Raw genomic sequence first — 25,341 nt, forward strand, 5'->3', positions numbered from 1 at the left:
GTCGGTACACATCCCCCAAACAAGGCAGGTACCGACCGTTGGTCGGTACGCCCAACACGAGGTTCCCCCATGAGCAATCCAGATCGTCGTTTCCACGTCGCCGTCGTCGGTGCCACCGGTGCTGTCGGCGAAACCATGCTGGCCATCCTGGCCGAGCGCAACTTCCCGATCGCCACGCTGAGCCTGCTCGCGTCCTCGCGTTCGGCAGGTGGCGAGATCGAGTACCAGGGCGAGAAGATCAAGGTCCAGGACCTGAGCACCTTCGATCCGAACGGCGTTGACATCGCGCTGTTCTCCGCCGGTGGCAGCGTCTCCAAGGAATTTGGCCCGAAGTTCGCCGCCGCCGGTGCGGTGGTGATCGACAACTCCTCGGCCTTCCGTTACGACGATGACGTGCCGCTGGTCGTCTCCGAAGTGAACCCGGAGGCGCTGAAGCACCGCCCGCGCGGCATCATCGCCAACCCGAACTGCTCGACCATGCAGATGCTGGTCGCACTTGCCCCGCTGCACCGCCAGTACGGCATCGAGCGCATCAACGTGGCGACCTACCAGTCCGTCTCCGGCGGTGGTCGCTCGGCGCTGGAAGAGCTCGGCAAGCAGACCGGCCAGCTGCTCAGCTTCCAGGACATCGACCCGCAGCGCTTCCCGGTGCAGATCGCGTTCAACCTGATCCCGCATATCGATGACTTCCAGGACAACGGTTTCACCAAGGAAGAGATGAAGCTGGTCTGGGAAACGCGCAAGATCCTCGGCGATGACAGCATCCTGGTGAACCCGACCGCCGTGCGCGTGCCCGTGTTCTACGGTCACTCCGAAGCGGTCACCATCGAAACCCGCGACAAGGTCACCCCGGATGCCGCGCGCGAACTGCTGGCGCGTTCGCCGGGCGTGGAAGTGGTCGACAAGCACGAGGCCGGTGGCTATCCGACCCCGGTCACCCATGCCTCGGGCACCGATGCCGTCTACGTCGGGCGCATCCGCGAGGATCTGTCGCACCCGCGTGGCCTGAACCTGTGGATCGTCTCGGACAACATCCGCAAGGGCGCGGCCCTCAATGCGGTGCAGCTGGCCGAGCTGGTCGCCGCCGAAGGCTGATCGCGCGGTGGTCGGCGGCATGGGGATGCCGCCGACAGCCCGCATTGAAACATCGCCGATCACGGGGGGAGCCGCTATATTGGCCGCCATGAAGAACCGGGCTCCGGGCGCAGTGCGTCCGCTCAAGTATGTATCGACGCTGCTGCTGGCCCTGGCCAGCAGTTCGGCCATGGCCCTGGGCCTGGGCGATATCCGGGTGCTGTCCAAGCCGGGCCAGCCGCTGCTGGCCGAAATTCCCGTCATTTCCGCCGATCCTTCGGAACTGGAAAACCTCCGCGTCGCGCTGGCCTCGTCGGCCACGTTCGCCCGGGTGGGCCTGGAGCCGCCGTCCGGGCTGGTCAGTGAGCTGCAGTTCGAGCTGACCCGCAATGCGCAGGGCCGCGCCGTGGTGCGCGTGAGCAGCCAGGCACCGGTCGCCACGCCCTCGTTGAATTTCCTGATCGAAGCCGACTGGGGGCAGGGCCGCCTGGTCCGTGAGTATTCCGCCCTGGTGGACGCGCCCAACAGCGCCGCCACCGTGGCCGAGCCGGAGATCGTCGCCCCTGCCGGCGCGATGTCCAACGCCATCATCCGTGAGCCCGCACCAGAGGCCGCACCTGTTGCCGCCACGCCGTCGCGTGGTGCGCAACCGGCCACCACGCCGCGCCCGGCCGCGCCACGTGCGGCACCCAGTGCGCCGGTCGCCGCTGATGGCAGCGTTACGGTGCAGCGCGGGCAGACCCTCTCGCAGATCGCCGGCTCGCTGGCCCGCGAGCAGGGCATCAACCGCGACCAGGCGATGATCGCGCTGCTGCGGGCCAATCCCGATGCCTTCATCCGTGGCAACGTGAACCTGCTCAAACAGGGCGCGGTGCTGCGCACGCCGGGCGCCGACGGGGTGGCGCAGATCGATGCAAAGCAGGCTGCGGCGATCGTGCGCGAGCACACCGCGCAGTGGCGGCAGTCGCGTGCGGCGATCCCGCAACCGGCCGACAGTGGCGTCGCCGCAGCGCCGGCACCCGCCACCGCGGCCCCGGCCGCCACCCAGGGCGCTCGCCTTGAAATCGCGCCGGCCGTTGCCGCCGCAGGCACCACCGCAGGTACAACCACCGGCACCGCTGCCGGCACCGAGGGCGACATGCTGGCTAACGAACAACTGCGACAGGCCAAGGAAGACGTTGCCACGCGCGATGCCGAGATCCAGGAACTGCGTGAGCGCGTGGCCGAGCTGGAAAAGCTCAAGGCGCAGCAGGCCTCGCTGATCGAGATGAGGGACACCGACCTGGCCGCCGCGCAACAGCGTCTGGAGCAGGCGCCCGGTACGCGCGACAGCGCCGGCGGTGGCTGGTACTGGCTGGGCCTGGTCGTGCTGCTGCTGGTGGTCGGGGGATGGGCGCTGCTGCGCCGCCGCAAGCCGTCGCCGCTGCCGCCACTGGCGCGTGATGGGCTCGACGGCGCCTCGCTGGCCGCGGCCGTGCCGGCGGCCGACCAGGGGGACGAACTGGCCGCACAGCGCGATGACGCGCACCGCTTGCCCGACGAGCAAGCCGTTGCCGACGCCGACGTCTATGCCGGGCTGCGCCGTGAGCCGGTCTTCTCGCCCACGCCTTCCATGCACGACGCCGAGCCGCAGGTTCCTCTCGATGATCCTCGCTGGAGCGCCCCCGCGACGGACGAAGCGCCGGTGTTGCCGGAGGTCGAGCCCACCGCTGCATCCGCCTACGGCATCGAGGCCGACGCGCAGCATGTGACCGTGGACGATGCGCTGTTCCGTGACCCGGCACCGCTGATCGAGCCGCCGGCGCACGCGTTGGAAGCCCAAGCGCACCCCTCGTTCCGCGGCGTCTTCGAATTCCCGGACGAATCCGTGGCCGGCGAAGCGCACGGTTCAGAGGCGAGCGATGATCACGCTGGCTTCGACGCTGCGCCGGTCATCGCCAGTGCGGACGACACGGCCCGCGCGGATGACATTGCCGATGCTGCTGCTCCGCCAGCCGACGAGGCCCCCATCGCCCCGGTCGGCAGCCCTGGCCGCGACCGCCTGGAACTGGCCATTGCCTATCTGGACCTCGGTGACGCCGAGACCGCGCGCACGCTGCTGCACGAAGTGGCCGTCGGTGCCGACCCGCACAGCCAGGCCGAGGCGCGCGAACTGCTGGCGCGGCTGGGATGAGCCACGTCCGCCCGATGGCAATCCGCGCACGCCCGCTGGAGCACGTCGCGTTCGCTTCCAGCGAACCGGCCGTGTGGTCCGAGCGCGACGCTGCCTGATGCACCACCCGGCGCTTGCGCCGGTCCCCCAAAACACAGAGGTTCACCATGCGCTACGCACTGGGCGTGGAATACGACGGCAGCGAATTCAAAGGCTGGCAGCAGCTCGGTGAGAGCGGCTGCCCGAGCGTGCAGGCCAGCCTGCAGGAAGCGCTGTCCTCGGTGGCCAATGCGCCGATCCAGGTCGTGTGTGCCGGGCGTACCGATGCCGGCGTCCATGGCGAATGCCAGGTCGTGCATTTCGATACCGACGTCGTGCGCGATCCGCGCAGCTGGATGCTGGGCACCACCACCCGCCTGCCGCGTTCGATCGCCGTGCGCTGGTGCGTTCCGGTGGCCGATGAGTTCCATGCGCGCTTCGCCGCGCGCGCGCGCCGCTACCGCTATCGCCTGCTCAATCGCCAGGTCCGCCCGGCGCTCTATCGGCAGACCTTGAGCTGGGAGCGCCGGCCGCTGGATGCCGGGCTGATGCATGCGGCAGGGCAGGCCCTGCTGGGCGAGAACGACTTCAGTGCCTTCCGCAGCGTGCAGTGCGAGGCCCTGCACGCGCGCCGGAACATGCAGTCGCTCTCGGTGACCCGCCAGGGCGAGGTGGTGGAGGTCGCCGTTCAGGCCAATGCATTCCTTCATCACATGGTGCGCAATATCGTCGGTTCACTGATTCTGGTCGGTTGTGGTGAGCAACCGGTCTCGTGGATGGAGCAGTTGCTGGCCGGGCGCGACCGTACCGTCGCCGGCCCGACCGCTCCGCCGCAGGGATTGGTCTTCGTTGGTCCCCTGTACCCCGACAACTGGCAGCTGCCTGCCGAGGTCACCTTATGAGCCGCTCCTTCTACCGCACCCGTATCAAGTTCTGCGGCATGACCCGTGCCGGTGATGTGCGCCTGGCCGGCGAGCTCGGCGTGGACGCGGTCGGCTTCATCTTCGCCCGCGAGAGCAAGCGCCGGGTCGCCCCGGCCGAAGCGCGCGCGATGCGCCAGGCGATCGCGCCGATGGTGGATGTGGTGGCCTTGTTCCGCGACAACAGCAAGGAAGAGGTGCGCGAGGTACTGCGTACCGTCCGGCCGACCCTGCTGCAGTTCCACGGGGACGAAGACGAGTCGTTCTGCCGCAGCTTCAACATGCCCTACCTGAAGGCCGTGGCGATGGGCGGCAAGGATGAGGTCAACGCCCGTCAGCTGCAGCTGCGATACCCCAGCGCGGCCGGGTTCCTGTTCGACAGCCACGCTCCCGGCGGCGGCGGCGGAACCGGCGTGGCCTTCGACTGGACCCGCCTGCCGACCGGTCTGCACCGGCCGTTCCTGCTGGCGGGGGAATCACCCGGACAACGTCTTCGATGCGATCGTGGCGACCCTGCCATGGGGCGTGGATGTCTCCAGCGGCATCGAGTCCGAGCCGGGCATCAAGGACGGGTACAAGATGCGCAAGTTCGTGGAAGAAGTGCGCCGCGCCGATTGCCACGAAGCGGATTGATCCGCAGGCCCCACGCGTAGGCCACGACCGTTGGTCGTGGCGGCGTCATTCCGCCCGCTGCGCGGTAGTACCGGCCGCTGGCCGGCAACCTGATAAATCTGCCGCCGTCCGGCTGGCCACGACCGTTGGTCGTGGCGCGCTCATCCCGCCAGCTGCGCCGTGAGCCAGTCCGCCAGCGCATCCACCCGGGGGTCCGCCGCGCCCTCCGGGGTCGCCAGAACCCAGAACCCGCCGGTCGCGCCGAATCCCCACGGTGCCAGCAACCGACCTGCGGCCAGGTCATCGGCGACCAGCGGCTCCGGCGCGATCGCCACGCCAAGGCCCGCGACCGCCGCTTCCAGCAGGTAGTACAGATGCTCGAAGCCGCTGCCCAGCTGCAGCTGCGCCGGGTCCAGCCCATGCGACAGCGCCCATGCCGGCCATGCCTGCGGGCGCGAGGTGGTATGCAGCAGGGGCTCGGCCAGCAACGCTGCCGGCGGCTGATGGCGCAACCGTGCCGCCGCTGGGTGGTGGGGGCTGATCACCACGCCCACGCGCTCGGGGGCCAGTTCCCGCACCTGCCACCCGCGCGGCCACGGTGGCTGGGCCAACAGCAGGACCGCATCCAGACCCTGCTGTTCGCTGGTGAAGCTGCCGTCCTGGGCAGACCAGTGCAACGGCAGCTGGGGCAGGGCGCTCTGCAGCGCCTGCAGGCGCGGAATCATCCAGCGCGCCAGGATGCTGCCACTGCAGCCGAGCACCAGCGCTTCGGGCCGCTGTTGGCGCTTGAGCGCCACGACCGCCTCGCGGATCTGTTCGAAGGCGCCTTCGCAGGCGGCCTGCAGGTCCTTGCCGGCGCGGGTCAGGCGCAGCCCACGGCCTTCCCGCTGGAACAACGCAACGCCCAGGTACTCTTCGAGCAGACGCAACTGGCGGCTGATCGCGCCATGGGTGACATGCAAGGCGTCGGCCGCCCGGCCGACCCCGCCCAGGCGGGCGGCCGCCTCGAAGCTGCGCAGCGCATTGAGCGGGGGCAACGGTCCGTCGGTCATGTGAGTTTTCCTGACAGGTCGCGACAGATATTATCGATATTCCTGTCATGACAGGTGCGTTAAATTGGCAGCCTGTCTCCACCGGCTGTCGCGCTATGTCCGCTTCCCCCACTTCCCCCATCGTCGATTTCCACGCCTACCCCGATGCCAACGGCCATTTCGGCCGCTATGGCGGAAGTTTCGTCGCCGAGACCTTGATCGGGCCGCTGCAGGAGCTGGCCGCCGCCTATGACCAGGCACGTCGCGATCCGGCCTTCATCGCCGCCTATGACAAGGACCTGACCCACTACGTGGGCCGTCCCAGCCCGATCTACCATGCCGAGCGCCTGAGCCAGCAGGTCGGCGGTGCGCAGATCCTGCTCAAGCGCGAGGACCTCAACCACACCGGCGCGCACAAGATCAACAACACCATCGGCCAGGCGCTGCTCGCCGCGCGGATGGGCAAGAAGCGCATCATCGCCGAAACCGGTGCAGGCCAGCATGGCGTGGCCAGTGCCACCGTAGCCGCACGCCTGGGCCTGGAATGCGTGGTCTACATGGGCGCCACCGACATCGAGCGGCAGAAGATCAACGTCTACCGCATGAAGCTGCTCGGCGCGACAGTGGTGCCGGTCACTTCCGGCTCGGCCACCCTCAAGGACGCGCTCAACGAGGCGATGCGCGACTGGGTCACCAACGTGCGCGACACCTTCTACATCATCGGCACCGTGGCCGGCCCGGATCCGTATCCCCGCATGGTGCGCGATTTCAACGCGATCGTCGGCCGCGAAGCCCGCGCGCAGATGCTCACCGATTACGGTCGCCTGCCCGATGCGATCACCGCCTGCGTCGGCGGTGGCAGCAATGCGATCGGCCTGTTCCACGCGTTCCTCAACGATCGCGACGTGCGCATCGTCGGCGCCGAAGCGGCCGGCGATGGCATCGAGACCGGCCGTCACGCCGCCTCCATCGCGGCCGGCCGCCCGGGCGTGCTGCATGGCAACCGCACCTATGTGATCTGCGATGACGACGGCCAGATCACCGAGACCCATTCGGTCTCGGCCGGGCTGGACTACCCGGGCGTCGGCCCGGAGCACGCCTTCCTGGCCGATGCCGGGCGCGCCGAGTACGTGGGCATCACCGATGACGAAGCGCTGGCCGCGTTCCACCAGCTGGCGCACAGCGAAGGCATCCTGGCAGCGCTGGAATCCAGCCATGCGGTGGCGCAGGCGATCAAGATCGCCCGCGAGCTGCCGCGCGACAAGCTGGTGCTGTGCAATCTGTCCGGCCGCGGCGACAAGGATGTACACACCATCGCTGCGCGCGAGGGTCTGGTGCTGTGAATCCGCTGCTGCGCCAGGGAAGTGCGCTGCTGATGGTGGTCGGCCTGACCGGATGCACGCCGCCGGATCCGCCGGTGCTGCCGGCGCCTGCCGCAGCGGTCGGTGCGGTCGCACCGGCGCGGCAACTGGCCAGCAATGACGATGACATCGCCAATCGCCCGATCGAGGACGAGCCGGCGCCGCCTGCCGCGGCGGAGGCCACCGTGGCTGACGAGGCCGCCCCTTCGGTGGTCTCGGTCGCGCTGGATCATGCAGGCGATGTGCTGATCGGGCAGCGCTTCACCGAGCTCGCCGCCGATGGCCCCTGGCATTCGGCCGGGCTGAGCGAGGGCGAGCCGAGCGGTGCGTGCGAGTACTACGAGCGGGGCAACCTGCCCGAGGGCGTGTCGATGATGGTCGAGGACGATCACGTGCAGCGCTTTGAACTGGCCCCGATCGAGGATTCCTACGAGGCCATCACCCAGCCGGGGCCGTTTGGGCTGCGCCTGGGCATGACGCTGGATGAAGCGCTCAAGCGCTTGCCGCCGGGAAGTACGCGCGCACCGCATGCCTATGACCCGGAAACGGGCGAATACCTGACCTGGCAGGACCCCGGCTCGGATCTGGCGATCCGGCTGGAGATCTTCGACGGGGTGATATCGAAGCTGTACTGGGGCGCCAGTGGCGCCGTTGAACTGATTGAAGGATGTGCCTGAGATGTCCGTGGACCGTATCGATGCCTGTTTTGCCCGCCTGCGCGCTGAAGGTCGCAAGGCGCTGATTCCCTTCATCACCGCTGGTGACCCTGGCCTGGACGCCACCGTGCCGGTGATGCACGCCCTGGCGGCTGCCGGTGCGGACGTGATCGAACTGGGGGTGCCGTTCTCCGACCCGATGGCCGACGGCCCCACCATCCAGCGCAGCTCCGAGCGCGCGCTGGGCCGCGGGGCAGGGCTGCGCTACGTGCTCGAAACGGTCGCAGCCTTCCGGCGGGACGATGCCACCACCCCGGTGGTGCTGATGGGCTATCTCAACCCGATCGAGATCCATGGCACGGCCCGCTTCGCGCAGTCGGCGATCGCCGCGGGCGTGGACGGCATCCTGCTGGTCGACCTGCCGCCGGAAGAAGCCGCCGAAACCCGTGAGATCTTCACCGCGGCCGGTCTGGCGCTGATCCTGCTGGCCTCGCCGACCACGGCCGACGCTCGTCTGGATACCTTGTCCGCGATGGCCGAAGGCTACCTCTACTACGTCAGCTTTGCCGGTGTGACCGGCGCATCCGAACGGCTGGACAGCAGCGCCGCCAGTGCCCGCCTGCGCGACCTGCGCAGCCGCTCCAGCGTGCCGGTGGTGGCCGGCTTCGGGATCAAGGATGCGGCCAGTGCGGCGGCCATGGCCGTGGAGGCCGATGGCGTGGTGGTGGGCAGTGCACTGGTGGCCGCATTGGGCGAGGCGCCCGATGCCACGGGCGCAGCACGGACCGCGCAGGCATTCCTCACGCCGCTGCGACGCGCTCTCGACGCCGCCTGAAGCACGCAAACGTACGTACCAGAATGGTTTACGTCAGCCCCCCGGCAACCGCCGGGGGGTGCCCGAGCATGGAAACGGTGAGCTAGACTGTCCGCCTTTGCGGCCCACGGGCCGCCCTGAACGGAAGTAGCATCCCGCATGAGTTGGCTCAGCAAGTTGATGCCGTCTGGCATCCGCACCGACAACGTCCCCAGCAAGAAGCGCAGCGTCCCCGAGGGCCTGTGGGAGAAGTGCAGCAGCTGCGGCAGCGCGCTCTACCGTCCTGAGCTGGAAGAGAACCTGGAAGTCTGCCCCAAGTGTGGCCACCACATGGCCATCCGCGCGCGTGCGCGCCTGGCCGCGCTGTTCGATGCGGACAGCACCACCGAGATCGGTGCGCGCCTGGGGCCGACGGACCTGCTCAAGTTCAAGGACCAGAAGAAGTACAGCGAGCGCATCAAGGCCTCGCAGAAGAACACCGGCGAGTACGACGCACTGATCGCCATGCAGGGCCTGATGAAGGGCCGCCCGCTGGTCGCCTCGGCGTTCGATTTCGCCTTCATGGGCGGCTCGATGGGCTCGGTGGTCGGTGAGCGTTTTTCGCTGGCTGCGGAAAAGGCATTGGAGATCGGTGCGCCTTACGTGTGCTTCTCCGCCAGTGGCGGCGCGCGCATGCAGGAAGGCCTGTTCTCGCTGATGCAGATGGCCAAGACCTCGGCCGCGCTGGGTCGCCTGCGCGATGCCGGCCTGCCGTACATCTCCGTGCTGACCCACCCGACCACCGGTGGCGTGTCGGCTTCGTTCGCGATGCTGGGCGACATCAACATCGCCGAGCCGCAGGCACTGATCGGCTTCGCCGGCCCGCGCGTGATCGAGCAGACCGTGCGCGAAAAGCTGCCGGAAGGCTTCCAGCGCTCGGAGTTCCTGCTCGAGCACGGCGCGATCGACCAGATCTGCGACCGCCGCGAGATGCGCGATCGCCTGTCCGAAATCCTGGCCATGCTGGCACGCCAGCCGGCGCCGGCACCGGACGCGGCGGCCTGATGGCGTCGCGCAAGTATTTCGGCACCGACGGCATCCGCGGCAAGGTCGGTGAGGGCGTCATCTCCGCCGATTTCGTGCTGCGCCTGGGCAATGCGCTCGGGCGCGCGCTGACCGAGCGCAACGGGCACCGCCCGGTGGTGGTGATCGGCAAGGACACCCGCATCTCCGGCTACATGTTCGAAGCCGCGCTGGAGGCCGGGCTGGTCGCGGCCGGTGCGGACGTGCAGCTGCTCGGCCCCATGCCGACGCCGGCGGTGGCCTTCCTCACCCGCACCCTCGGTGCGGATGCCGGCATCGTCATCAGCGCCTCGCACAATCCGCATTACGACAACGGCATCAAGTTCTTCTCCGCCGATGGCGAAAAGCTCGATGACGCCACCGAGCTGGCCCTGGAAGCGGCGCTCGATGCGCCGTTCACCACGGTCGAGTCCGAGCGGCTGGGCAAGGCCATGCGCGCGCGTGATGCGGTCGGCCGCTACATCGAATTCTGCAAGGCCAGCGTGCCGCGCGGGTTCGATCTGCGTGGGCTGAAGATCGTGCTCGACTGCGCGCACGGTGCCACCTACCACGTTGCCCCGCTGCTGTTCCGCGAGATGGGCGCGCAGGTGGTCAGCATCGGTGATGCACCCAACGGGCTGAACATCAACGATGGCGTAGGCTCGATGCACATCGACAATCTGGCCGCGAAAGTGCGCGAAGTCGGCGCTGATTTCGGCATCGCCTTCGACGGTGATGGCGATCGCGTGCTGATGGCCGATGACCAGGGCAATCCGGTCGATGGCGATGACCTGCTGTTCGTGCTGGCCCAGGCCTGGCAGCGCAGCGGTCGCCTGCATGGCCCGGTGGTCGGTACGTTGATGACCAACTTCGGCCTGGAGCAGGCACTGGAACGGCTGAACATCCCGTTCCAGCGCAGCGACGTCGGTGACCGGTACGTGCATCAGGCGCTGGTGGAAAACAACGGGGTGCTCGGCGGCGAAGCGTCCGGTCACCTGCTGTGCCTGGACCGCGCCACCACCGGTGATGCGATCGTCAGTGCGCTGCAGGTGCTGGAAGTGCTGCGCCGTGACGGCACCTCGCTGCGCCAGGTGCTGTCGGTACTCAACAAGGTGCCGCAGAAGACCGTCAACGTGCGCCTGCAGGGCGCTGCCAAGGCCACCGTACAGGCCGAGAGCGTGCAGGCTGCGCTGCTGGCTGCACAGCAGGCAGTGAAGGGGCACGGCCGCGCGTTCCTGCGGCCCTCGGGCACCGAGCCGGTGGTGCGTGTCACCGTCGAGGCCGACAGCGCCGAGTTGATGCAGTCCACGCTGGACAGCCTCTCGGCGGCGGTGAAGGCGGCGGCCGCGGCCTGAGCCGGTAAGCTCGGCCGGAAACTGGAAACGCCCCGGGAAACCGGGGCGTTTTCGTTGCGGCGGGGTAGCGCGTTACGGCCCCGGCACCATCTTCTTTTTCTTCGCCTTGAAGCGGTTGAACAGCGGCGCGATCAGCGGGTGGTAACTGTGGGCGATGCGCTTGCGCAGCCAGCTCGCCGGGCGGTTGCGGATCGCGAAGCGGTAGATGTGTTCCGGATCGCCACCGACCACGTTGCGGCCGAACGGATGGGTGGTATGCAGGTACTTGAAGCCGTGCGCCCGCGCGATCTGCACATAGTCCTCGTCGAAGTCGCCGTACGGCCAGCACAGGGTGTCCGAGACCTCGCCCAGCTGCTGCTGCAGGACATCGCGCGCTACCGACAGGTCGCCGGCGATGCCCTGGCGCTTGTGCTCGCGGGAGATCGCCTGCTTGAGCCAGCGGGTGTGCGTGTGCGTGTGGCAATGCACTTCGAAGGTGCCGGCGGCGATCATCGCGCGCGCCTCGCTCCAGCGCATCATCACCTCGTCCGGGCGGTTGTCGCGCAGGATCGCCTCCTCGCAGCCGCGATGGTCCGGTGTCGCGGGCAGGGTGGCGCCGGGCTGGCCCGCATGCGGGCGGACATCGCCTTCGCCCATCCAGCCGGTCACCACGAACACGACCGCGTGCATGCCGTACTTGGCCAGGATCGGATGCGCGTACACCCAGTTGTCCAAGTAACCGTCATCGAAGGTGATCACGATCGACCTGGCCGGCGTCGGCTTGCCCGCGAGGAAATCCGCGTACTGGTCCAGCGTCAGCGAGGTCCAGCCATTGGCCGCCAGCCAGGCGATCTGGCTTTCGAAGTTTTCCGGCGAGACCGTGATCATCCCCGGGGACGGGGAGACATGGTGGTGCATCAGCACCGGGACGGATCTAGCGTTGGCCATGGCCCAGTTCCTTCAACCACTGGTGGTAATAGTGTTCGGTCGCTTCAGTGTGACCGGTCGGGGTGAAGCGGTGCGCGCTGCGCATCCATTCCCAGCCCGCCAGGCCCATCTGCTGGCGGCGGTCGGGCTGTTCGATCAGGGTACGCAGTGCGTTGGTCAGCGCGGCCTGGTCGCCCAGCGGCGCGAGCAGGGCATTGCTGCCTTCCACCACCATCTCCGGCACGCCGCCCACGCGCGTGGCCACGATCGGCACGCCGACGTAGGCGGCCTCGAGGAACACCGTGCCGGCCGCTTCCTTGTGGGTGGCCAGCGCGAAGATATCGAAGCCGGCCATCAACCGGCAAGCGCCCTGGCGGTAACCCAGCAGGTGCACCTGCGCGGCGATGCCGAACTGCTCGCGCAGGGCGATCAGGCGATCCATCACCGGCTGGCCATCACCGACGATCACCAGCTGCACGCGCGGGTTGGCCTGGCAAAGTGGCGCCATCGCCTTGAGCAGCTCCAGGTGGCCCTTGGGTTCGCGCAGCACTGCGACACAACCGACCACGATCTGCTCGTCGCTGAAGCCCAGTTCGGCGCGCACGTCGGCGCGGGTGTCCTGCAGGCACTGCCACGGAATGTATCGGTGGCGGGGTTGGCCCGATCTGGCACAATGTTCAGCCGGGCCACAGCTGGCCCACCGACCACCATGAACAAGCAGGAATCGCTGTGAGCCAGATCCCCACCCTCGACATCACCCGTTTCGACACCGACCGCGATGCGTTCGTGGCTGAGCTGGGTGCGGCCTACCGCGAATGGGGCTTTGCTGGCATCCGCAACCACGGCATCCCGCAGGCCGATATCGACGCCGCCTACGAGGTCTTCAAGGCCTTCTTCGCGCTGCCCGAAGAGACCAAGCGCCAGTACCACGTGCCGGGCAGTGGCGGCGCGCGCGGCTACACGGCCTTCGGCGTGGAGACCGCCAAGGGCTCGCAGCACTTTGATCTGAAAGAGTTCTGGCACATCGGCCGGGAGATCCCGGACGACTCCCCGTACCGTGAGGTGATGGCCCCGAACCTGTGGCCGAGCGAGGTGCCGGGCTTCCGCGAGCGGGGTTACGGGATCTACCAGGCGCTGGACAAGCTGGGCTCGCGCGTCCTGTCGGCGCTGGCGCTGCACATTGGCCTGCCGGAGGACTTCTTCGCCGACAAGACCAACAACGGCAATTCGATCCTGCGCCCGATCCATTACCCCCCGATCACGGCGGAGAACATCCCGAACGTGCGCGCCGGGGCCCATGGCGACATCAACTTCATCACGCTGCTGGTCGGCGCCAGTGCGGCCGGCCTGGAAGTGCAGTCGCACGAGGGCAAGTGGGTGCCGTTCACCTCCGACGCGGACACCATCGTGGTCAACATCGGCGACATGCTGCAGCGCCTGACCAACCATGTGTACCCCTCCACGATCCACCGCGTGGTCAATCCCCCGGGCGAACAGGCGCGCCAGCCGCGCTACTCGGTGCCGTTCTTCCTGCACCCGAACCCGGATTTCCTGATCGACGTGCTGCCGACCTGCATCACCCCGGAGAACCCGAGCCGCTACCCGGAGCCGATCACCGCCCACGGCTTCCTGGAAGAGCGCCTGCGCGAGATCAAGCTGAAATGAGCCACGAAGGCCGCCGAAAGGCGGCCTTCTTCATTCCAGTAGTGCCGGCCGCTGGCCGGCTCCAGACATACTGGCCCTGCTGCATTCAGCTATTCGCTGCTACGTGTTGGGCGATCGCTGCCATGCCCAGCCGGGACGCGCCGTAAACCCGTCCATGGGGGCTCGACGTGCGCCATCCATGGCGCCCGACGGTCCCGGCTGGGCACGGCAGCGCTCGCCCCCGACAGATTTCCTCGTCGGATGGCAGGGCAGGGCAGACTCAATGCCGACCGGGCGCTTCGTAGCTGTTCCATGCAGGCCGACCCACTGTCAGAGGGCAGGCACGTCCACCGGCCCGACGCCCTTGCTTCTAACTTTCGTCCGCAGCGGAAAATAAATATCCAATTGAAATGTAAGCGTTTTCCCACCAACGCCATTTCGTTGCATCCGTTATCATGGCCGGCTGATACCCAAAGGAGCCCCCGCCATGCGCCGCAAGATCGTCGCCGGTAACTGGAAGCTGCACGGCAGCCGCCAATTCGCCACCGACCTGGTCAGTGACCTGGTTGCCGACCTCCCGCTGCAGGGCGTCGACGTCGTGGTCCTGCCGCCGCTGCCGTATCTGGGCGAGCTGGTCGAAGCCTTCGAAGGCCGCGCCGTCGCGTTCGGCTCCCAGGATGTCAGCAGCAATGAAAAGGGCGCCTACACCGGTGAAGTCTCGGCCACCATGCTGGCCGAAGTCGGGGCCCGCTACGGCCTGGTCGGTCACTCCGAGCGCCGGCAGTACCACGCTGAAAGCAGCGAACTGGTCGCCCGCAAGTTCGCCGCCGCTCTGCATGCCGGTCTGACCCCGATCCTGTGCGTCGGTGAGACGCTCGAGCAGCGCGAAGCCAACCAGACCGAGGCGGTCATCGCCGCCCAGCTGGCCCCCGTGCTGGATCTGGTCGGGGCCGCAGGGTTCGCCCAGGCCGTGGTCGCCTATGAGCCGGTCTGGGCCATCGGCACCGGCCGGACCGCCTCCAAGGAGCAGGCCCAGCAGGTCCACGCGTTCATCCGTGGCGAAGTGGCCAAGCTCGATGCTAGAATTGCGGATTCACTGTCGATCCTCTATGGCGGCAGCGTGAAGCCCGACAACGCCGCGGAACTGTTCGCACAGCCCGATGTCGATGGTGGGCTGGTGGGCGGCGCCTCGCTGGTGGCCGCGGACTTCCTTGCCATCGCTGCCGCGGCGGCGGGGCGCTAATTAGTTACGTTGTCGGCCCAACCGCCGGCACGACATGTCCGAGGACGGATTCGAAATGCTGATGTTGATCCTCAATGTGGTCTACGTGCTGGTCGCAGTGGCCATGATCGCGCTCATCCTGATGCAGCGTGGTTCCGGCGCGGCCGCAGGGTCGGGTTTCGGTGCCGGCGCCTCGGGCACCGTGTTCGGCGCGCGTGGCGCGTCCAACTTCCTGTCCAAGTCGACCAAGTGGCTGGCCGTGGTGTTCTTCGGCATCAGCCTCTTCATGGCCTGGTACGCCAGCCATGGCTCGCGCCCGGCGGCGCAGCAGGACCTCGGCCTGATGTCGGCGCCGGCCGCCACTGCGCCGGCCGCACCGGCAGGCGAGCTTCCGGCCGTGCCCAAGGCCCCGGAAACCCCGGCGCAGCAGCCTGTTCCGTCGGCCACTGTGCCGGCTCAGGCGGAAACTCCGAAATCTGGTGAAGAAAAGCCTTCGGAAGGCACCCAGACTCGCTGAAGACGGTTACAATATGAGGCGCACTGGAGAACAACCGGTGCGATCGTAAGCCCAGGTGGCGGAATTGGTAGACGCACTACCTTGAGGTGGTAGCGACGAGAGTCGTAGGGGTTCGAGTCCCCTCTTGGGCACCATTTGTTTGTAAGCGGGTTCGTCTGGCGCGCAAAGCGCCAGGTAGCGGTATCCGTCCACTCCCCCATGCCAAAGCGCCTGCAGGCGCAGCGGCAGAGGCAAGAGAGAATCGCTGTGCTGGCCGAATATTTGCCGTCTCTGCTGTTTCTGATCGTTGCCACCGGTATCGGCGTTGCGCTGATGCTGGTTGGCCGATTCCTCGGTCCCCGACGTCCTGATCTTAAAAAGCTCTCGCCGTACGAATGCGGCTTCGAGGCTTTCGAGGACGCGCGCATGAAGTTCGATGTGCGCTACTACCTGATCGCGATTCAGTTCATCGTATTTGATCTGGAAATCATCTTCATCGTGCCGTGGACCCAGGTCTTCATGGAACTGGGCGCACGTTCGCTGGTCACGATGGGCCTCTTCGTAGGCATGCTTTTCCTCGGTTTCATTTACGTCTGGAAGAAGGGAGCGCTGGAATGGGAGTAATTCAGACGCTCGACGGCCTGATGAACAACCCGGTCCCGGAAGGGCGGGTCGATGACATCCTGCGCCCCGAAGGCGACAACCCCCTGCTCGAAAAGGGCTACGTGACCACCAGCGTCGATGCGCTGTTGAATTGGGCGCGTACCGGTTCGATGTGGCCGATGACCTTTGGTCTGGCCTGCTGCGCAGTGGAAATGATGCACGCCGGTGCGGCGCGCCTGGATCTTGACCGTTACGGCGTGGTGTTCCGCCCGTCGCCGCGTCAGTCCGACGTGATGATCGTGGCCGGCACCCTGGTCAACAAGATGGCTCCGGCCCTGCGCAAGGTCTATGACCAGATGCCGGACCCGAAGTGGGTCATCTCGATGGGCAGCTGCGCCAACGGTGGCGGCTACTACCACTACTCCTATGCAGTAGTGCGTGGCTGTGACCGCGTGGTGCCGGTGGACATCTATGTCCCCGGCTGCCCACCTACCGCCGAAGCGCTGGTGTACGGGATCCTGCAGTTGCAGAAGAAGATCTGGCGTACGCAGACCATCGCCCGCTGACATCCCTCCTGACAAGAGCACGCCAAGCCCCCATGGCAGAGCAAGCACATTCCTTCATCGACCGACTTTCCGCACGTTTCGCAGGTGCGCAGGTCTTCGTGGTCGAACCCCGCGGCGAAGTGACGCTGGAAGTGCCCGCCGCTGACTGGCATGCCACCGCTCTGGCGCTGCGCGACGAATTCGGTTTCGAGCAGGCCGTTGACCTGTGCGGCCTGGATTATCTCGGTTATGGCAGCGACGAATGGGATACGGCCGATGTGTCGTCCCAGGGTTTCAGTCGTGGCGTCGAGGGCAAGTCCGTCGGCCGTTTCGCCTGGGGTGAATTCCCCACCCGCGAAACCAGCGATGGCGCCCAGCCGCAGCCGATCCCGCTGCAGCGGTTTGCCGTGGTCGCCCAGCTGCGTTCCTACCAGCACAACCTCACCATGCGCATCCGCTGCTTTGCGCCGAACGAGGAACTGCCAGTGGTCGCCTCGCTGACCAACATCTGGCCGGGCCTGAACTGGTTCGAGCGCGAAGCGTTCGATCTGTTCGGCGTGATCTTCGAAGGTCACCCGGACCTGCGCCGCATCCTGACCGACTATGGCTTCGTCGGCCATCCGTTCCGCAAGGATTTCCCGCTGATCGGCAACGTCGAAGTGCGCTACGACGAAGAAAAACAGCGCGTCATCTATGAACCGGTGACCTCGGTCGAACCGCGTGTCGGCGTGCCGCGCGTGATCCGTGACGACGCCCGTTTCCAGACCGCTGCCGGTGAATCCGCGCAGTCGGAGGCAAGCAAGTGAGTGAATTCACCCAGGCCAGCCAGGCCTTTGCGAGCAACCCGGCCGAACTGCGCCAGGAGATCCGCAACTACACGATGAACTTCGGTCCGCAGCATCCGGCCGCGCACGGTGTGCTGCGCCTGATCCTGGAAATGGACGGCGAAACCATCATGCGTGCCGACCCCCACGTGGGCCTGCTGCACCGTGGTACCGAAAAGCTGGCCGAGTCCAAGCCGTTCAACCAGTCGATCGGCTACATGGATCGCCTGGATTACGTGTCGATGATGTGCAACGAGCACGCCTACGTGCGCGCGATCGAGACCCTGATGGGGATCGAGGCGCCGGAGCGTGCGCAGTACATCCGCACCATGTTCGACGAAATCACCCGCATCCTGAATCACCTGATGTGGCTGGGTTCCAACGCGCTCGATCTGGGCGCGATGGCGGTCATGCTGTACGCCTTCCGTGAGCGCGAAGAGCTGATGGACTGCTACGAAGCGGTCTCCGGCGCGCGCATGCACGCAGCGTACTACCGTCCGGGCGGCGTCTACCGTGACCTGCCGGACCACATGCCCAAGTACAAGGAATCGCGCTGGCACAAGGGCAAGGCCCTGAAGAACCTCAACGCCTCGCGCGAAGGTTCGCTGCTGGACTTCCTGGAGAACTTCACCGTCGAGTTCCCCAAGCGCGTGGACGAATACGAGACCCTGCTGACCGACAACCGTATCTGGAAGCAGCGTACGGTCGGCATCGGCGTGGTCACCCCGGAACTGGCCCATGCCTGGGGCATGACCGGCGTGATGCTGCGTGGCTCGGGCATCGCCTGGGATCTGCGCAAGAAGCAGCCGTATGCCAAGTACGATGCGGTCGAGTTCGACATCCCGCTCGGCAAGGAAGGTGACTGCTACGACCGTTACCTGTGCCGCGTGGCCGAGATGCGCGAATCCAACCGCATCATCAAGCAGTGCGTCACCTGGCTGAAGGCCAACCCGGGCCCGGTCATGGTCAAGAACTTCAAGGTCGCGCCGCCCAGCCGCGAAGACATGAAGGACGACATGGAAGCGCTGATCCATCACTTCAAGCTGTTCAGTGAAGGCTACTGCGTTCCGGCCGGCGAAACCTACGCCGCCGTCGAAGCGCCCAAGGGCGAGTTCGGCTGCTACCTGATGTCCGATGGCGCCAACAAGCCGTTCCGCGTGCACCTGCGCGCGCCGGGCTTCGCCCATCTGTCCTCGATCGACTCGGTCGTGCGCGGGCACATGCTCGCCGACGTGGTGGCCATGATCGGCACCTACGACCTGGTGTTCGGTGAGGTGGACCGGTGATCGCATCCGCTTGCACGATGCCTGACACCCGCCGGCTGCTGCCGGCGCTGCAGGTTCTGGTTTTTAACGATTTCGTATTCGCTGAGGTCGGCCGATGAAGGCGACAGGTAATTTCGAGGCGGCGCGCGACGTCGACCCGATGGTGGTCTTGAGTGACAAGACCCGTGCGCACATCGATCACTGGCTGGCCAAGTTCCCGCCGGATCGCAAGCGCTCGGCTGTCCTGCAGGGCCTGCACGCCGCACAGGAACAGAATGCGGGCTGGCTGACCGACGAGCTGATCGCCGGCGTCGCCAAGTACCTGGACCTGCCGCCGGTGTGGGCCTACGAGGTCGCCAGCTTCTATTCGATGTTCGAACTGGAGAAGGTCGGCCGCCACAACGTCGCCTTCTGCACCAACATCAGCTGCTGGTTGAACGGCGCCGAAGACCTGGTCGCGCACGCCGAGAAGAAGCTCGGCTGCAAGACCGGTCAGTCCACCGCCGATGGCCGCATCTACCTCAAGCGCGAAGAAGAATGCCTGGCCGGTTGCGCCGGTGCGCCGATGATGGTCATCAACGGCCATTACCACGAGCGCCTGACCGTCGAGAAAGTCGACGAGCTGCTGGACGGGTTGGAGTAAGACATGGCACATCATCACGCACCCAGTGGTCCGGTCGGTCCCGCACCGTTGCCGCACCAGGTGGTCTACACCACCCTGCATTACGACACTCCGTGGTCGTATGAAAACTACCTCAAGACCGGCGGTTACGCCGCCCTGCGCAAGATCCTCGAAGAGAAGATCTCGCCGGAGCAGGTCATCGAGATGGTCAAGCAGTCCAACCTGCGCGGCCGTGGCGGCGCGGGCTTCCCGACCGGCCTGAAGTGGTCCTTCATGCCCAAGGGCACGATGCAGAAGTACATCCTGTGCAACTCGGATGAATCCGAGCCGGGTACCTGCAAGGACCGCGACATCCTGCGTTACAACCCGCATTCGGTGGTGGAAGGCATGGCGATCGCCTGCTACGCCACTGGCTCGACCGTGGGCTACAACTACCTGCGTGGCGAGTTCCACCACGAGCCGTTCGAGAACTTCGAGCAGGCCCTGGCCGACGCGTACGCGAACGGCTGGCTGGGCAAGGACATCCTCGGCAGCGGCGTGGACATCGACATCTACGGTGCGCTGGGCGCCGGCGCGTACATCTGCGGCGAAGAAACCGCGCTGATGGAATCGCTGGAAGGCAAGAAGGGCCAGCCGCGCTACAAGCCGCCGTTCCCGGCCAACTTCGGCCTGTACGGCAAGCCGTCGACGATCAACAACACCGAGACCTATGCCTCGGTGCCGGCGATCATCCGCAACGGTCCGGAGTGGTTCCAGGGCCTGAGCCTGACCAAGAACGGCGGCCCGAAGATCTTCTCGGTCTCCGGCTGCGTGCAGAAGGGCGGCAACTTCGAAGTGCCGCTGGGCACCACCTTCGACGATCTGCTGGAAATGGCAGGTGGTCTGAAACCGGGCCGCACGCTCAAGGGCGCGGTCCCGGGCGGCGTCTCGATGCCGGTGCTGAAGGCTGAGGAGCTCAAGGGCCTGCAGATGGACTACGACACCCTGCGTGCCCTGGGCACCGGTCTGGGGTCGGGCGCCATCGTGGTGCTGGACGACAGCGTCTGCTGCGTCAAGTTCGCCTGCCGCATCAGCCAGTTCTTCCACAAGGAATCCTGTGGGCAGTGCACCCCGTGCCGTGAAGGCACCGGCTGGATGCACCGCGTGCTGGAGCGCATCGTCGCCGGCAAGGCCACGATGGAAGACCTGCATCAGTTGAAGACGGTGGCCGGCCAGATCGAAGGCCACACCATCTGTGCGTTCGGTGAAGCGGCGGCATGGCCCATCCAGGGCTTCCTGCGCCAGTTCTGGGACGAATTCGAGTACTACATCGTCAACGGTCATTCGATGGTTGACGGCAAGAAGGTGGAGGCAGCCGCCGCATGAGCGCGCAACCCGTAAACCCGAGCGTGCCACCGGATCATGTGACCGTCGAAATCGACGGCCAGTCCCTGGTCGTGCCCAAGGGCTCGATGATCATCCAGGCCGCCGACAAGGCCGGCATTCCGATCCCGCGCTTCTGCTACCACGAGAAGCTGCCGATCGCCGCCAACTGCCGCATGTGCCTGGTCGACGTGGAAAAGTCGCCCAAGCCGGCACCGGCCTGCGCCACGCCGGTCATGGATGGCATGAAGGTCGCCACCCGCAGTGAAAAGGCGCTGAAGTTCCAGCGCTCGGTGATGGAATTCCTGCTGATCAACCATCCGCTGGACTGCCCGATCTGCGATCAGGGCGGCGAGTGCGAGTTGCAGGACGTTTCGCTGGGCTATGGCCGTTCGGTCAGCCGCTTCAACGAGCGCAAGCGCGTGGTGCCCGACGAGGACATCGGTCCGCTGGTGGCCACCGAAATGACCCGCTGCATCCAGTGCACCCGCTGCGTCCGCTTCACTGCCGACGTTGCCGGTACCTACGAACTGGGTGGCATGTACCGCGGTGAAAACCTGCAGATCGGCACCTACGACGGCAAGCCGTTGACGACCGAGCTGTCCGGCAACGTCGTCGATGTCTGCCCGGTCGGCGCGCTGACCAACAAGGTGTTCCAGTTCCGCGCCCGTCCGTGGGAACTGACCGCGCGTGAGTCGCTGGGTTACCACGACGCGATGGGCTCGAACCTGTTCCTGCACGTGCGTCGCGGCGAAGTGCTGCGCGCAGTTCCGCGCGACAACGAAGCCGTCAACGAATGCTGGCTGTCCGATCGCGACCGCTATTCGCACCAGGGCCTGTACAGCGATGACCGTGCGGTCAAGCCGCTGCGCAAGGTCAACGGCGAGTGGAAGGAAGTGAGCTGGGCTGAAGGCCTGGCCGCCGCCAAGGAAATCTTCGCCGCGAACCAGGGCGACGACCTCGGCGTGCTGGTGCACCCGTCGGCCTCGAACGAGGAGGGCGCGCTGCTGGCCCGCCTCGCCAGCGGCCTGGGCACCACCAACATCGATCACCGCATCAACAACCGCGACTTCTCCGACGCCGCCACCGCCGAAGTCTTCGGCCTGCCGCTGGCCGAGATCGAAGGCGCGGACAGCATCGTCGTGCTCGGCAGCAACATCCGTCACGAGCTGCCGCTGCTGCATGCCCGCCTGCGCAAGGCACAGACCACGCGCAACGCGAAGATCCATGCCGTCAATCCGGTCGACTTCGATTTCGCGTTCAAGCTGGCCAGCAAGCAGATCGTTGCCCCGTCGGCCTTCATCGACGCGCTCGGCAATGCCGACCTGCGCGACGCGGTCAAGGGCGCCAGCAATGCCGTGCTGATCGTCGGTGGCATCGCCGAAAACCACCCGCAGGCTGCCGCGATCCGCGCCGCCGCGCGTGATTTCGCTGCCGCGACCGGTGCCAAGCTGTGCCGCATCCCGCAGGGCGCCAATGCCGTGGGCCTGACCCGCGCCGGCGTGCTGCCGGCCGGCAAGGACGTCAACGCCATGCTGGCGCAGCCGCGCAAGGCCTACGCCATCTACGGCATCGAGCCGGGCCTGGACTTCGCCGACGCCGCCGCTGCCCGCAAGGCACTGGCCGGTGCCCAGGTGGTGGCCTTCAGCCAGTTCGCCTGTGCCTCGACCCGCGATGTGGCCGACGTGATCCTGCCGATCGGCGCGCTGCCGGAAGTGGATGCCACCTTGACCAACCTCGATGGTCGCGAGCAGTCGGCGCGTGCCGGCGGCAAGCTGCCGGGCGAGGCGCGTGAAGGCTGGCGCGTGCTGCGTGCACTGGGCGGCGAACTGTCGCTGACCGGTTTCGAGTTCACCGATCTGGCCGGCCTGCGCGCCAGCCTGGCCCCGGTCAGCGTCAACGTGTCGTCTTCGGCGGCCACGCCGGTAGCGGGCGAGGGCCTGGAAGTGACCTCGACCGCCGCGATCTACCGCACCGATGCGGTGGTCCGTCGTGCCCAGGCGCTGCAGTCGCATCCGCTCAACAACGCCCCGCGCATCGTGCTCAACGCCGACGACGCTGCCCGCCTGCAGTTGGTGGAAGGCCAGATGGCCAAGGTCGGCACCGATGCCGGCCGTGCCACCTTGCCGGTGGTGGTCGACGCCCGCGTTGCCGCTGGGTCGGTCTGGATTGAATCGGGCCACGGTGCAACCGCACCGCTGGGTGCCGCACGCGTAACGGTGGTGGCTGCATGAACGAATTGCTGTTGAACGCGGTCGACCCGCTGCACCAGTGGCTGCTGTCACTGGGCGACATCGGCGCGCTGCTCTGGATCATCCTGAAGATCCTGGTGATCGCCATGCCGGTGATCATCTCGGTGGCCTTCTACGTGGTCTGGGAGCGCAAGCTGATCGGCTGGATGCACGTGCGTCATGGCCCGATGTATGTCGGCATGGGCATCTTCCAGGCCTTCGCCGACGTCTTCAAACTGCTGTTCAAGGAAATCATCCAGCCGAGCAGCTCGCACAAGGCGATGTTCATCCTTGCGCCGCTGATCACCCTGGGCCCGGCCTTCGCGGCCTGGTCGGTGATTCCCTTCGACGCCCGGATCGTGCTCTCCAACGCCAACGCCGGCCTGCTGTACCTGCTGGCGATGACCTCGCTGGGCGTGTACGGCATCATCCTGGCCGGTTGGGCCTCCAACTCGAAGTACGCGTTCCTCGGTGCGATGCGCGCCTCGGCGCAGATGATCAGCTACGAAATCGCGATGGGCTTTGCCCTGGTCGGCGTGATGATCGCCTCGGGCAGCCTCAACCTGAGCAACATCGTGATGGCGCAGGCGGGCAGCTCCGGTCTGTTCGACTGGTTCCTGCTGCCGCTGTTCCCGCTGTTCATCGTGTACTGGGTGTCCGGCGTTGCCGAAACCAACCGCGCGCCGTTCGACGTCGTGGAAGGTGAATCGGAAATCGTGGCCGGCCACATGGTCGAATACTCCGGTGGTGCGTTCGCGCTGTTCTTCCTGGCCGAATACGCCAACATGATCCTGATCAGCTTCCTGATCTCGATCTTCTTCCTCGGTGGTTGGCTGAGCCCGTTCCAAGGTTGGTTCGACATCCAGCTCAGCAACCAGGCCATTGCGCCTTGGGTTGAGTGGATCTGGGTGGGCGGCTGGCCGTGGCTGCTGCTGAAGGTCTTCTTCTTCGCCAGCTCCTACATCTGGTTCCGTGCCAGCTTCCCGCGCTTCCGTTACGACCAGATCATGCGTCTGGGCTGGAAGGTCTTCATCCCGCTCACCATCTTCTGGATTGCAGTGACGGCGTTGATGGTGTTTTACGGCGTGATCCAGAAGGGCGTCTAAGCGATGAACCGAATTACCCATTACTTCAAAAGCCTGCTGCTCCTTGAGCTGCTCGGTGGTCTGTGGCTGACCCTGAAGTACGCCTTCAAGCCCAAGTACACGCTGATGTACCCGATGGAGAAGTTCCCGCAGTCGCCGCGTTTCCGCGGCCTGCACGCGCTTCGCCGCTACCCCAACGGCGAGGAACGCTGCATCGCATGCAAATTGTGCGAAGCGGTGTGCCCGGCGCTGGCGATCACCATCGATTCGGCCAAGCGCGAGGACGGCACCCGCCGTACCACCCGTTACGACATCGATCTGTTCAAGTGCATCTTCTGCGGCTTCTGTGAAGAAAGCTGCCCGGTGGACTCGATCGTCGAGACCCACATTCTCGAGTACCACTTCGAGAACCGTGGCGAGAACATCGTTACCAAGCCGCAGCTGCTGGCCATCGGTGATCGGCTTGAAGCCGAGATCGCCGAGCGTCGCGCCGCCGATGCCGCTTTCCGCTGAGGTCGAATGATGGATTGGGTAAATATCAGTTTCTGGGTCTTCTCCATCGTGGCGGGCATTTCCGCTGCGGCGGTGATCAGCGTGCGCAATCCGGTCTATGCCGTGTTGTGCCTGATCCTGACCTTCTTCTCCGTGGCCTGCATCTGGATCCTGGTCGGCGCCGAGTTCCTGGGCGTGGCCCTGGTGCTGGTCTACGTCGGCGCGGTCATGGTGCTGTTCCTGTTCGTGGTGATGATGCTGGACATCGATCCCTCCAACCTGCGTGAGGGCTGGGTGCGTTACCTGCCGCTCGGCCTGGTGGTGGCGGTGACGATGCTGGTGCAGATGCTGGTGCTGATCGGCGTGAAGGGCAGGGCGGTCAATCCGTTCCCGGCCGACAACGCTGCCGCGCTGGCTGCCGACACGTCCAACATCACCTGGCTGGCCCGCAGCCTGTTCACCGAATACCTGCTGCCGTTCGAGTTCGCCGCCGTCATCCTGACCGTGGCCGTGGTTGCCGCCGTGATGCTGACCCTGCGTCGCCGCACCGGCCTGAAGACCCAGAACCCGTCCGAGCAGACCATGGTCAAGGGCAGCGACCGCCTGCGCGTGGTCAAGATGGACGCGGAGAAGCCGGTCGTGCACACCAACATCAAGCCGTCCAGCAACGAGGAGGCGCAGCCATGATCACGCTTGGCCACATTCTGGCGCTCGGCGCGGTGCTGTTCTGCATCAGCCTTGCCGGCATCTTCCTCAACCGCAAGAACATCATCGTGCTGCTGATGTCCATCGAGTTGATGCTGCTGTCGGTCAACATCAATTTCGTCGGGTTCTCGCGTGAGATGGGTGATACGGCCGGACAGCTGTTCGTCTTCTTCATCCTGACCGTGGCCGCGGCCGAGGCCGCCATCGGCCTCGCGATCCTGGTAACCCTGTTCCGTACTCGCCGCACCATCAATGTCGGCGAAGTCGATTCGCTGAAGGGCTGA

General features: G+C 66.3%; 24 protein-coding genes, 1 tRNA gene and 2 pseudogenes. 24 read left to right on the top strand and 3 right to left on the bottom strand.

From position 1 onward, the window contains the following. Positions 1-69 precede the first annotated feature (69 nt). The 4 genes and pseudogenes from POS15_RS02865 (at position 70) to POS15_RS02880 (ending at position 4,818) form a co-directional block, all read left to right on the top strand. Entirely contained in the window at positions 70-1,095 is a 1,026-nt protein-coding gene (locus POS15_RS02865) for an aspartate-semialdehyde dehydrogenase (protein WP_019182660.1), read from the top strand. Positions 1,096-1,183: 88 nt separating this feature from the next. Next, a complete protein-coding gene (locus tag POS15_RS02870; protein WP_046273316.1) occupies positions 1,184-3,247 on the top strand; it encodes a FimV/HubP family polar landmark protein in 2,064 nt (687 codons plus the stop codon). A 146-nt stretch (positions 3,248-3,393) separates the two neighbouring features. Then, positions 3,394-4,167 carry a tRNA pseudouridine(38-40) synthase TruA gene (truA, locus tag POS15_RS02875; protein WP_046273243.1) on the top strand — a complete coding sequence of 258 codons (774 nt, stop codon included), beginning with the start codon at positions 3,394-3,396 and terminating at the stop codon, positions 4,165-4,167. Then, positions 4,164-4,818: pseudogene (locus POS15_RS02880) on the top strand (phosphoribosylanthranilate isomerase). Before truA ends, POS15_RS02880 begins: the two are co-directional and overlap by 4 nt. A 140-nt stretch (positions 4,819-4,958) precedes the next feature. Here the strand turns inward: POS15_RS02880 and POS15_RS02885 are convergent. Next, entirely contained in the window at positions 4,959-5,849 is an 891-nt protein-coding gene (locus POS15_RS02885) for a LysR family transcriptional regulator (RefSeq protein WP_019182665.1), read from the bottom strand. A gap of 95 nt (positions 5,850-5,944) precedes the next feature. On the opposite strand from POS15_RS02885, the gene trpB reads away from it, so the two are divergent. From trpB to glmM, 5 genes are all read left to right on the top strand, one after another. Next, a complete protein-coding gene (trpB, locus tag POS15_RS02890; RefSeq protein ID WP_019182666.1) occupies positions 5,945-7,171 on the top strand; it encodes a tryptophan synthase subunit beta in 1,227 nt (408 codons plus the stop codon). Continuing rightward, the gene (locus POS15_RS02895) at positions 7,168-7,866 is read left to right on the top strand and encodes a hypothetical protein (RefSeq protein WP_019182667.1); all 699 of its coding nucleotides are present in this window, start codon (positions 7,168-7,170) and stop codon (positions 7,864-7,866) included. The genes trpB and POS15_RS02895 overlap by 4 nt, the downstream gene beginning before the upstream one ends. Before the next feature lie 7 nt (positions 7,867-7,873). Then, positions 7,874-8,680 carry a tryptophan synthase subunit alpha gene (trpA, locus tag POS15_RS02900; RefSeq protein ID WP_026069697.1) on the top strand — a complete coding sequence of 269 codons (807 nt, stop codon included), beginning with the start codon at positions 7,874-7,876 and terminating at the stop codon, positions 8,678-8,680. Positions 8,681-8,818: 138 nt separating this feature from the next. Continuing rightward, positions 8,819-9,703: an acetyl-CoA carboxylase, carboxyltransferase subunit beta gene (gene accD / locus POS15_RS02905; RefSeq protein WP_019182669.1), complete on the top strand. Its 885-nt coding sequence runs from the start codon at positions 8,819-8,821 to the stop codon at positions 9,701-9,703. Continuing rightward, the gene (gene glmM / locus POS15_RS02910; protein ID WP_284128927.1) at positions 9,703-11,055 is read left to right on the top strand and encodes a phosphoglucosamine mutase; all 1,353 of its coding nucleotides are present in this window, start codon (positions 9,703-9,705) and stop codon (positions 11,053-11,055) included. Before accD ends, glmM begins: the two co-directional genes overlap by 1 nt. Positions 11,056-11,127: 72 nt before the next feature. Here the strand turns inward: glmM and POS15_RS02915 are convergent, their stop codons facing one another. Together POS15_RS02915 and POS15_RS02920 are read right to left on the bottom strand one after the other, a co-directional pair. Then, positions 11,128-11,982, bottom strand: coding sequence for a polysaccharide deacetylase family protein (locus POS15_RS02915; RefSeq protein ID WP_284128928.1), 855 nt, complete (start codon positions 11,980-11,982; stop codon positions 11,128-11,130). After that, positions 11,969-12,598: pseudogene (locus tag POS15_RS02920) on the bottom strand (glycosyltransferase family 4 protein); the annotation flags it as partial. The gene POS15_RS02915 and the pseudogene POS15_RS02920, both read right to left, overlap by 14 nt. Before the next feature lie 92 nt (positions 12,599-12,690). On the opposite strand from POS15_RS02920, the gene POS15_RS02925 reads away from it, so the two are divergent. The 15 genes from POS15_RS02925 (at position 12,691) to nuoK (ending at position 25,341) form a co-directional block, all read left to right on the top strand. Next, positions 12,691-13,626, top strand: a complete 936-nt coding sequence (locus tag POS15_RS02925; RefSeq protein ID WP_019182673.1) for a 2-oxoglutarate and iron-dependent oxygenase domain-containing protein — start codon at positions 12,691-12,693, stop codon at positions 13,624-13,626. 466 nt (positions 13,627-14,092) lie between these two features. Next, positions 14,093-14,848, top strand: a complete 756-nt coding sequence (gene tpiA / locus POS15_RS02930) for a triose-phosphate isomerase (RefSeq protein WP_046273238.1) — start codon at positions 14,093-14,095, stop codon at positions 14,846-14,848. Positions 14,849-14,903: 55 nt separating this feature from the next. Continuing rightward, positions 14,904-15,344: a preprotein translocase subunit SecG gene (secG, locus tag POS15_RS02935; protein WP_026069698.1), complete on the top strand. Its 441-nt coding sequence runs from the start codon at positions 14,904-14,906 to the stop codon at positions 15,342-15,344. Between the two features lie 49 nt (positions 15,345-15,393). Continuing rightward, positions 15,394-15,478 (top strand) — tRNA-Leu (locus POS15_RS02940). A gap of 112 nt (positions 15,479-15,590) precedes the next feature. Continuing rightward, complete coding sequence (locus POS15_RS02945; RefSeq protein WP_026069699.1) at positions 15,591-15,947, top strand: NADH-quinone oxidoreductase subunit A; 357 nt, start codon at positions 15,591-15,593, stop codon at positions 15,945-15,947. Then, the gene (locus POS15_RS02950) at positions 15,938-16,492 is read left to right on the top strand and encodes an NADH-quinone oxidoreductase subunit B (RefSeq protein ID WP_019182677.1); all 555 of its coding nucleotides are present in this window, start codon (positions 15,938-15,940) and stop codon (positions 16,490-16,492) included. The genes POS15_RS02945 and POS15_RS02950 overlap by 10 nt, the downstream gene beginning before the upstream one ends. Before the next feature lie 32 nt (positions 16,493-16,524). Continuing rightward, the gene (locus POS15_RS02955) at positions 16,525-17,277 is read left to right on the top strand and encodes an NADH-quinone oxidoreductase subunit C (RefSeq protein ID WP_019182678.1); all 753 of its coding nucleotides are present in this window, start codon (positions 16,525-16,527) and stop codon (positions 17,275-17,277) included. After that, entirely contained in the window at positions 17,274-18,581 is a 1,308-nt protein-coding gene (locus POS15_RS02960) for an NADH-quinone oxidoreductase subunit D (RefSeq protein WP_046273237.1), read from the top strand. Before POS15_RS02955 ends, POS15_RS02960 begins: the two co-directional genes overlap by 4 nt. Positions 18,582-18,675: 94 nt before the next feature. Beyond that, on the top strand, positions 18,676-19,203 hold the full coding sequence (nuoE, locus tag POS15_RS02965) for an NADH-quinone oxidoreductase subunit NuoE (RefSeq protein ID WP_019182680.1): 528 nt from the start codon (positions 18,676-18,678) through the stop codon (positions 19,201-19,203). Between the two features lie 3 nt (positions 19,204-19,206). After that, complete coding sequence (nuoF, locus tag POS15_RS02970; RefSeq protein ID WP_019182681.1) at positions 19,207-20,547, top strand: NADH-quinone oxidoreductase subunit NuoF; 1,341 nt, start codon at positions 19,207-19,209, stop codon at positions 20,545-20,547. Next, positions 20,544-22,778 carry an NADH-quinone oxidoreductase subunit NuoG gene (nuoG, locus tag POS15_RS02975; protein ID WP_019182682.1) on the top strand — a complete coding sequence of 745 codons (2,235 nt, stop codon included), beginning with the start codon at positions 20,544-20,546 and terminating at the stop codon, positions 22,776-22,778. Before nuoF ends, nuoG begins: the two co-directional genes overlap by 4 nt. Beyond that, entirely contained in the window at positions 22,775-23,881 is a 1,107-nt protein-coding gene (gene nuoH / locus POS15_RS02980) for an NADH-quinone oxidoreductase subunit NuoH (protein WP_019182683.1), read from the top strand. Before nuoG ends, nuoH begins: the two co-directional genes overlap by 4 nt. Positions 23,882-23,884: 3 nt before the next feature. Beyond that, positions 23,885-24,373, top strand: a complete 489-nt coding sequence (gene nuoI, locus POS15_RS02985) for an NADH-quinone oxidoreductase subunit NuoI (protein ID WP_017355930.1) — start codon at positions 23,885-23,887, stop codon at positions 24,371-24,373. Between the two features lie 9 nt (positions 24,374-24,382). Next, positions 24,383-25,039: an NADH-quinone oxidoreductase subunit J gene (locus POS15_RS02990; protein WP_026069700.1), complete on the top strand. Its 657-nt coding sequence runs from the start codon at positions 24,383-24,385 to the stop codon at positions 25,037-25,039. Next, entirely contained in the window at positions 25,036-25,341 is a 306-nt protein-coding gene (gene nuoK / locus POS15_RS02995) for an NADH-quinone oxidoreductase subunit NuoK (protein WP_019182685.1), read from the top strand. Before POS15_RS02990 ends, nuoK begins: the two co-directional genes overlap by 4 nt.

Origin of the sequence: Stenotrophomonas sp. BIO128-Bstrain (assembly GCF_030128875.1) — a bacterium.
Classification (GTDB): domain Bacteria; phylum Pseudomonadota; class Gammaproteobacteria; order Xanthomonadales; family Xanthomonadaceae; genus Stenotrophomonas; species Stenotrophomonas bentonitica_A.

Excerpts from the sequence above, each read along its gene's own strand:
- trpB (WP_019182666.1), top strand. The coding sequence starts at position 5,945 with ATGTCCGCTTCCCCCACTTCCCCCATCGTCGATTTCCACGCCTACCCC.
- POS15_RS02955 (WP_019182678.1), top strand. The coding sequence starts at position 16,525 with ATGGCAGAGCAAGCACATTCCTTCATCGACCGACTTTCCGCACGTTTC.
- nuoK (WP_019182685.1), top strand. The coding sequence starts at position 25,036 with ATGATCACGCTTGGCCACATTCTGGCGCTCGGCGCGGTGCTGTTCTGC.
- truA (WP_046273243.1), top strand. The coding sequence starts at position 3,394 with ATGCGCTACGCACTGGGCGTGGAATACGACGGCAGCGAATTCAAAGGC.
- POS15_RS02865 (WP_019182660.1), top strand. The coding sequence starts at position 70 with ATGAGCAATCCAGATCGTCGTTTCCACGTCGCCGTCGTCGGTGCCACC.
- nuoE (WP_019182680.1), top strand. The coding sequence starts at position 18,676 with ATGAAGGCGACAGGTAATTTCGAGGCGGCGCGCGACGTCGACCCGATG.
- POS15_RS02915 (WP_284128928.1), bottom strand. The coding sequence starts at position 11,982 with ATGGCCAACGCTAGATCCGTCCCGGTGCTGATGCACCACCATGTCTCC.
- nuoI (WP_017355930.1), top strand. The coding sequence starts at position 23,885 with ATGAACCGAATTACCCATTACTTCAAAAGCCTGCTGCTCCTTGAGCTG.
- POS15_RS02870 (WP_046273316.1), top strand. The coding sequence starts at position 1,184 with ATGAAGAACCGGGCTCCGGGCGCAGTGCGTCCGCTCAAGTATGTATCG.
- nuoF (WP_019182681.1), top strand. The coding sequence starts at position 19,207 with ATGGCACATCATCACGCACCCAGTGGTCCGGTCGGTCCCGCACCGTTG.
- accD (WP_019182669.1), top strand. The coding sequence starts at position 8,819 with ATGAGTTGGCTCAGCAAGTTGATGCCGTCTGGCATCCGCACCGACAAC.
- POS15_RS02885 (WP_019182665.1), bottom strand. The coding sequence starts at position 5,849 with ATGACCGACGGACCGTTGCCCCCGCTCAATGCGCTGCGCAGCTTCGAG.
- nuoH (WP_019182683.1), top strand. The coding sequence starts at position 22,775 with ATGAACGAATTGCTGTTGAACGCGGTCGACCCGCTGCACCAGTGGCTG.
- glmM (WP_284128927.1), top strand. The coding sequence starts at position 9,703 with ATGGCGTCGCGCAAGTATTTCGGCACCGACGGCATCCGCGGCAAGGTC.
- nuoG (WP_019182682.1), top strand. The coding sequence starts at position 20,544 with ATGAGCGCGCAACCCGTAAACCCGAGCGTGCCACCGGATCATGTGACC.
- tpiA (WP_046273238.1), top strand. The coding sequence starts at position 14,093 with ATGCGCCGCAAGATCGTCGCCGGTAACTGGAAGCTGCACGGCAGCCGC.
- POS15_RS02990 (WP_026069700.1), top strand. The coding sequence starts at position 24,383 with ATGGATTGGGTAAATATCAGTTTCTGGGTCTTCTCCATCGTGGCGGGC.
- POS15_RS02950 (WP_019182677.1), top strand. The coding sequence starts at position 15,938 with ATGGGAGTAATTCAGACGCTCGACGGCCTGATGAACAACCCGGTCCCG.
- secG (WP_026069698.1), top strand. The coding sequence starts at position 14,904 with ATGCTGATGTTGATCCTCAATGTGGTCTACGTGCTGGTCGCAGTGGCC.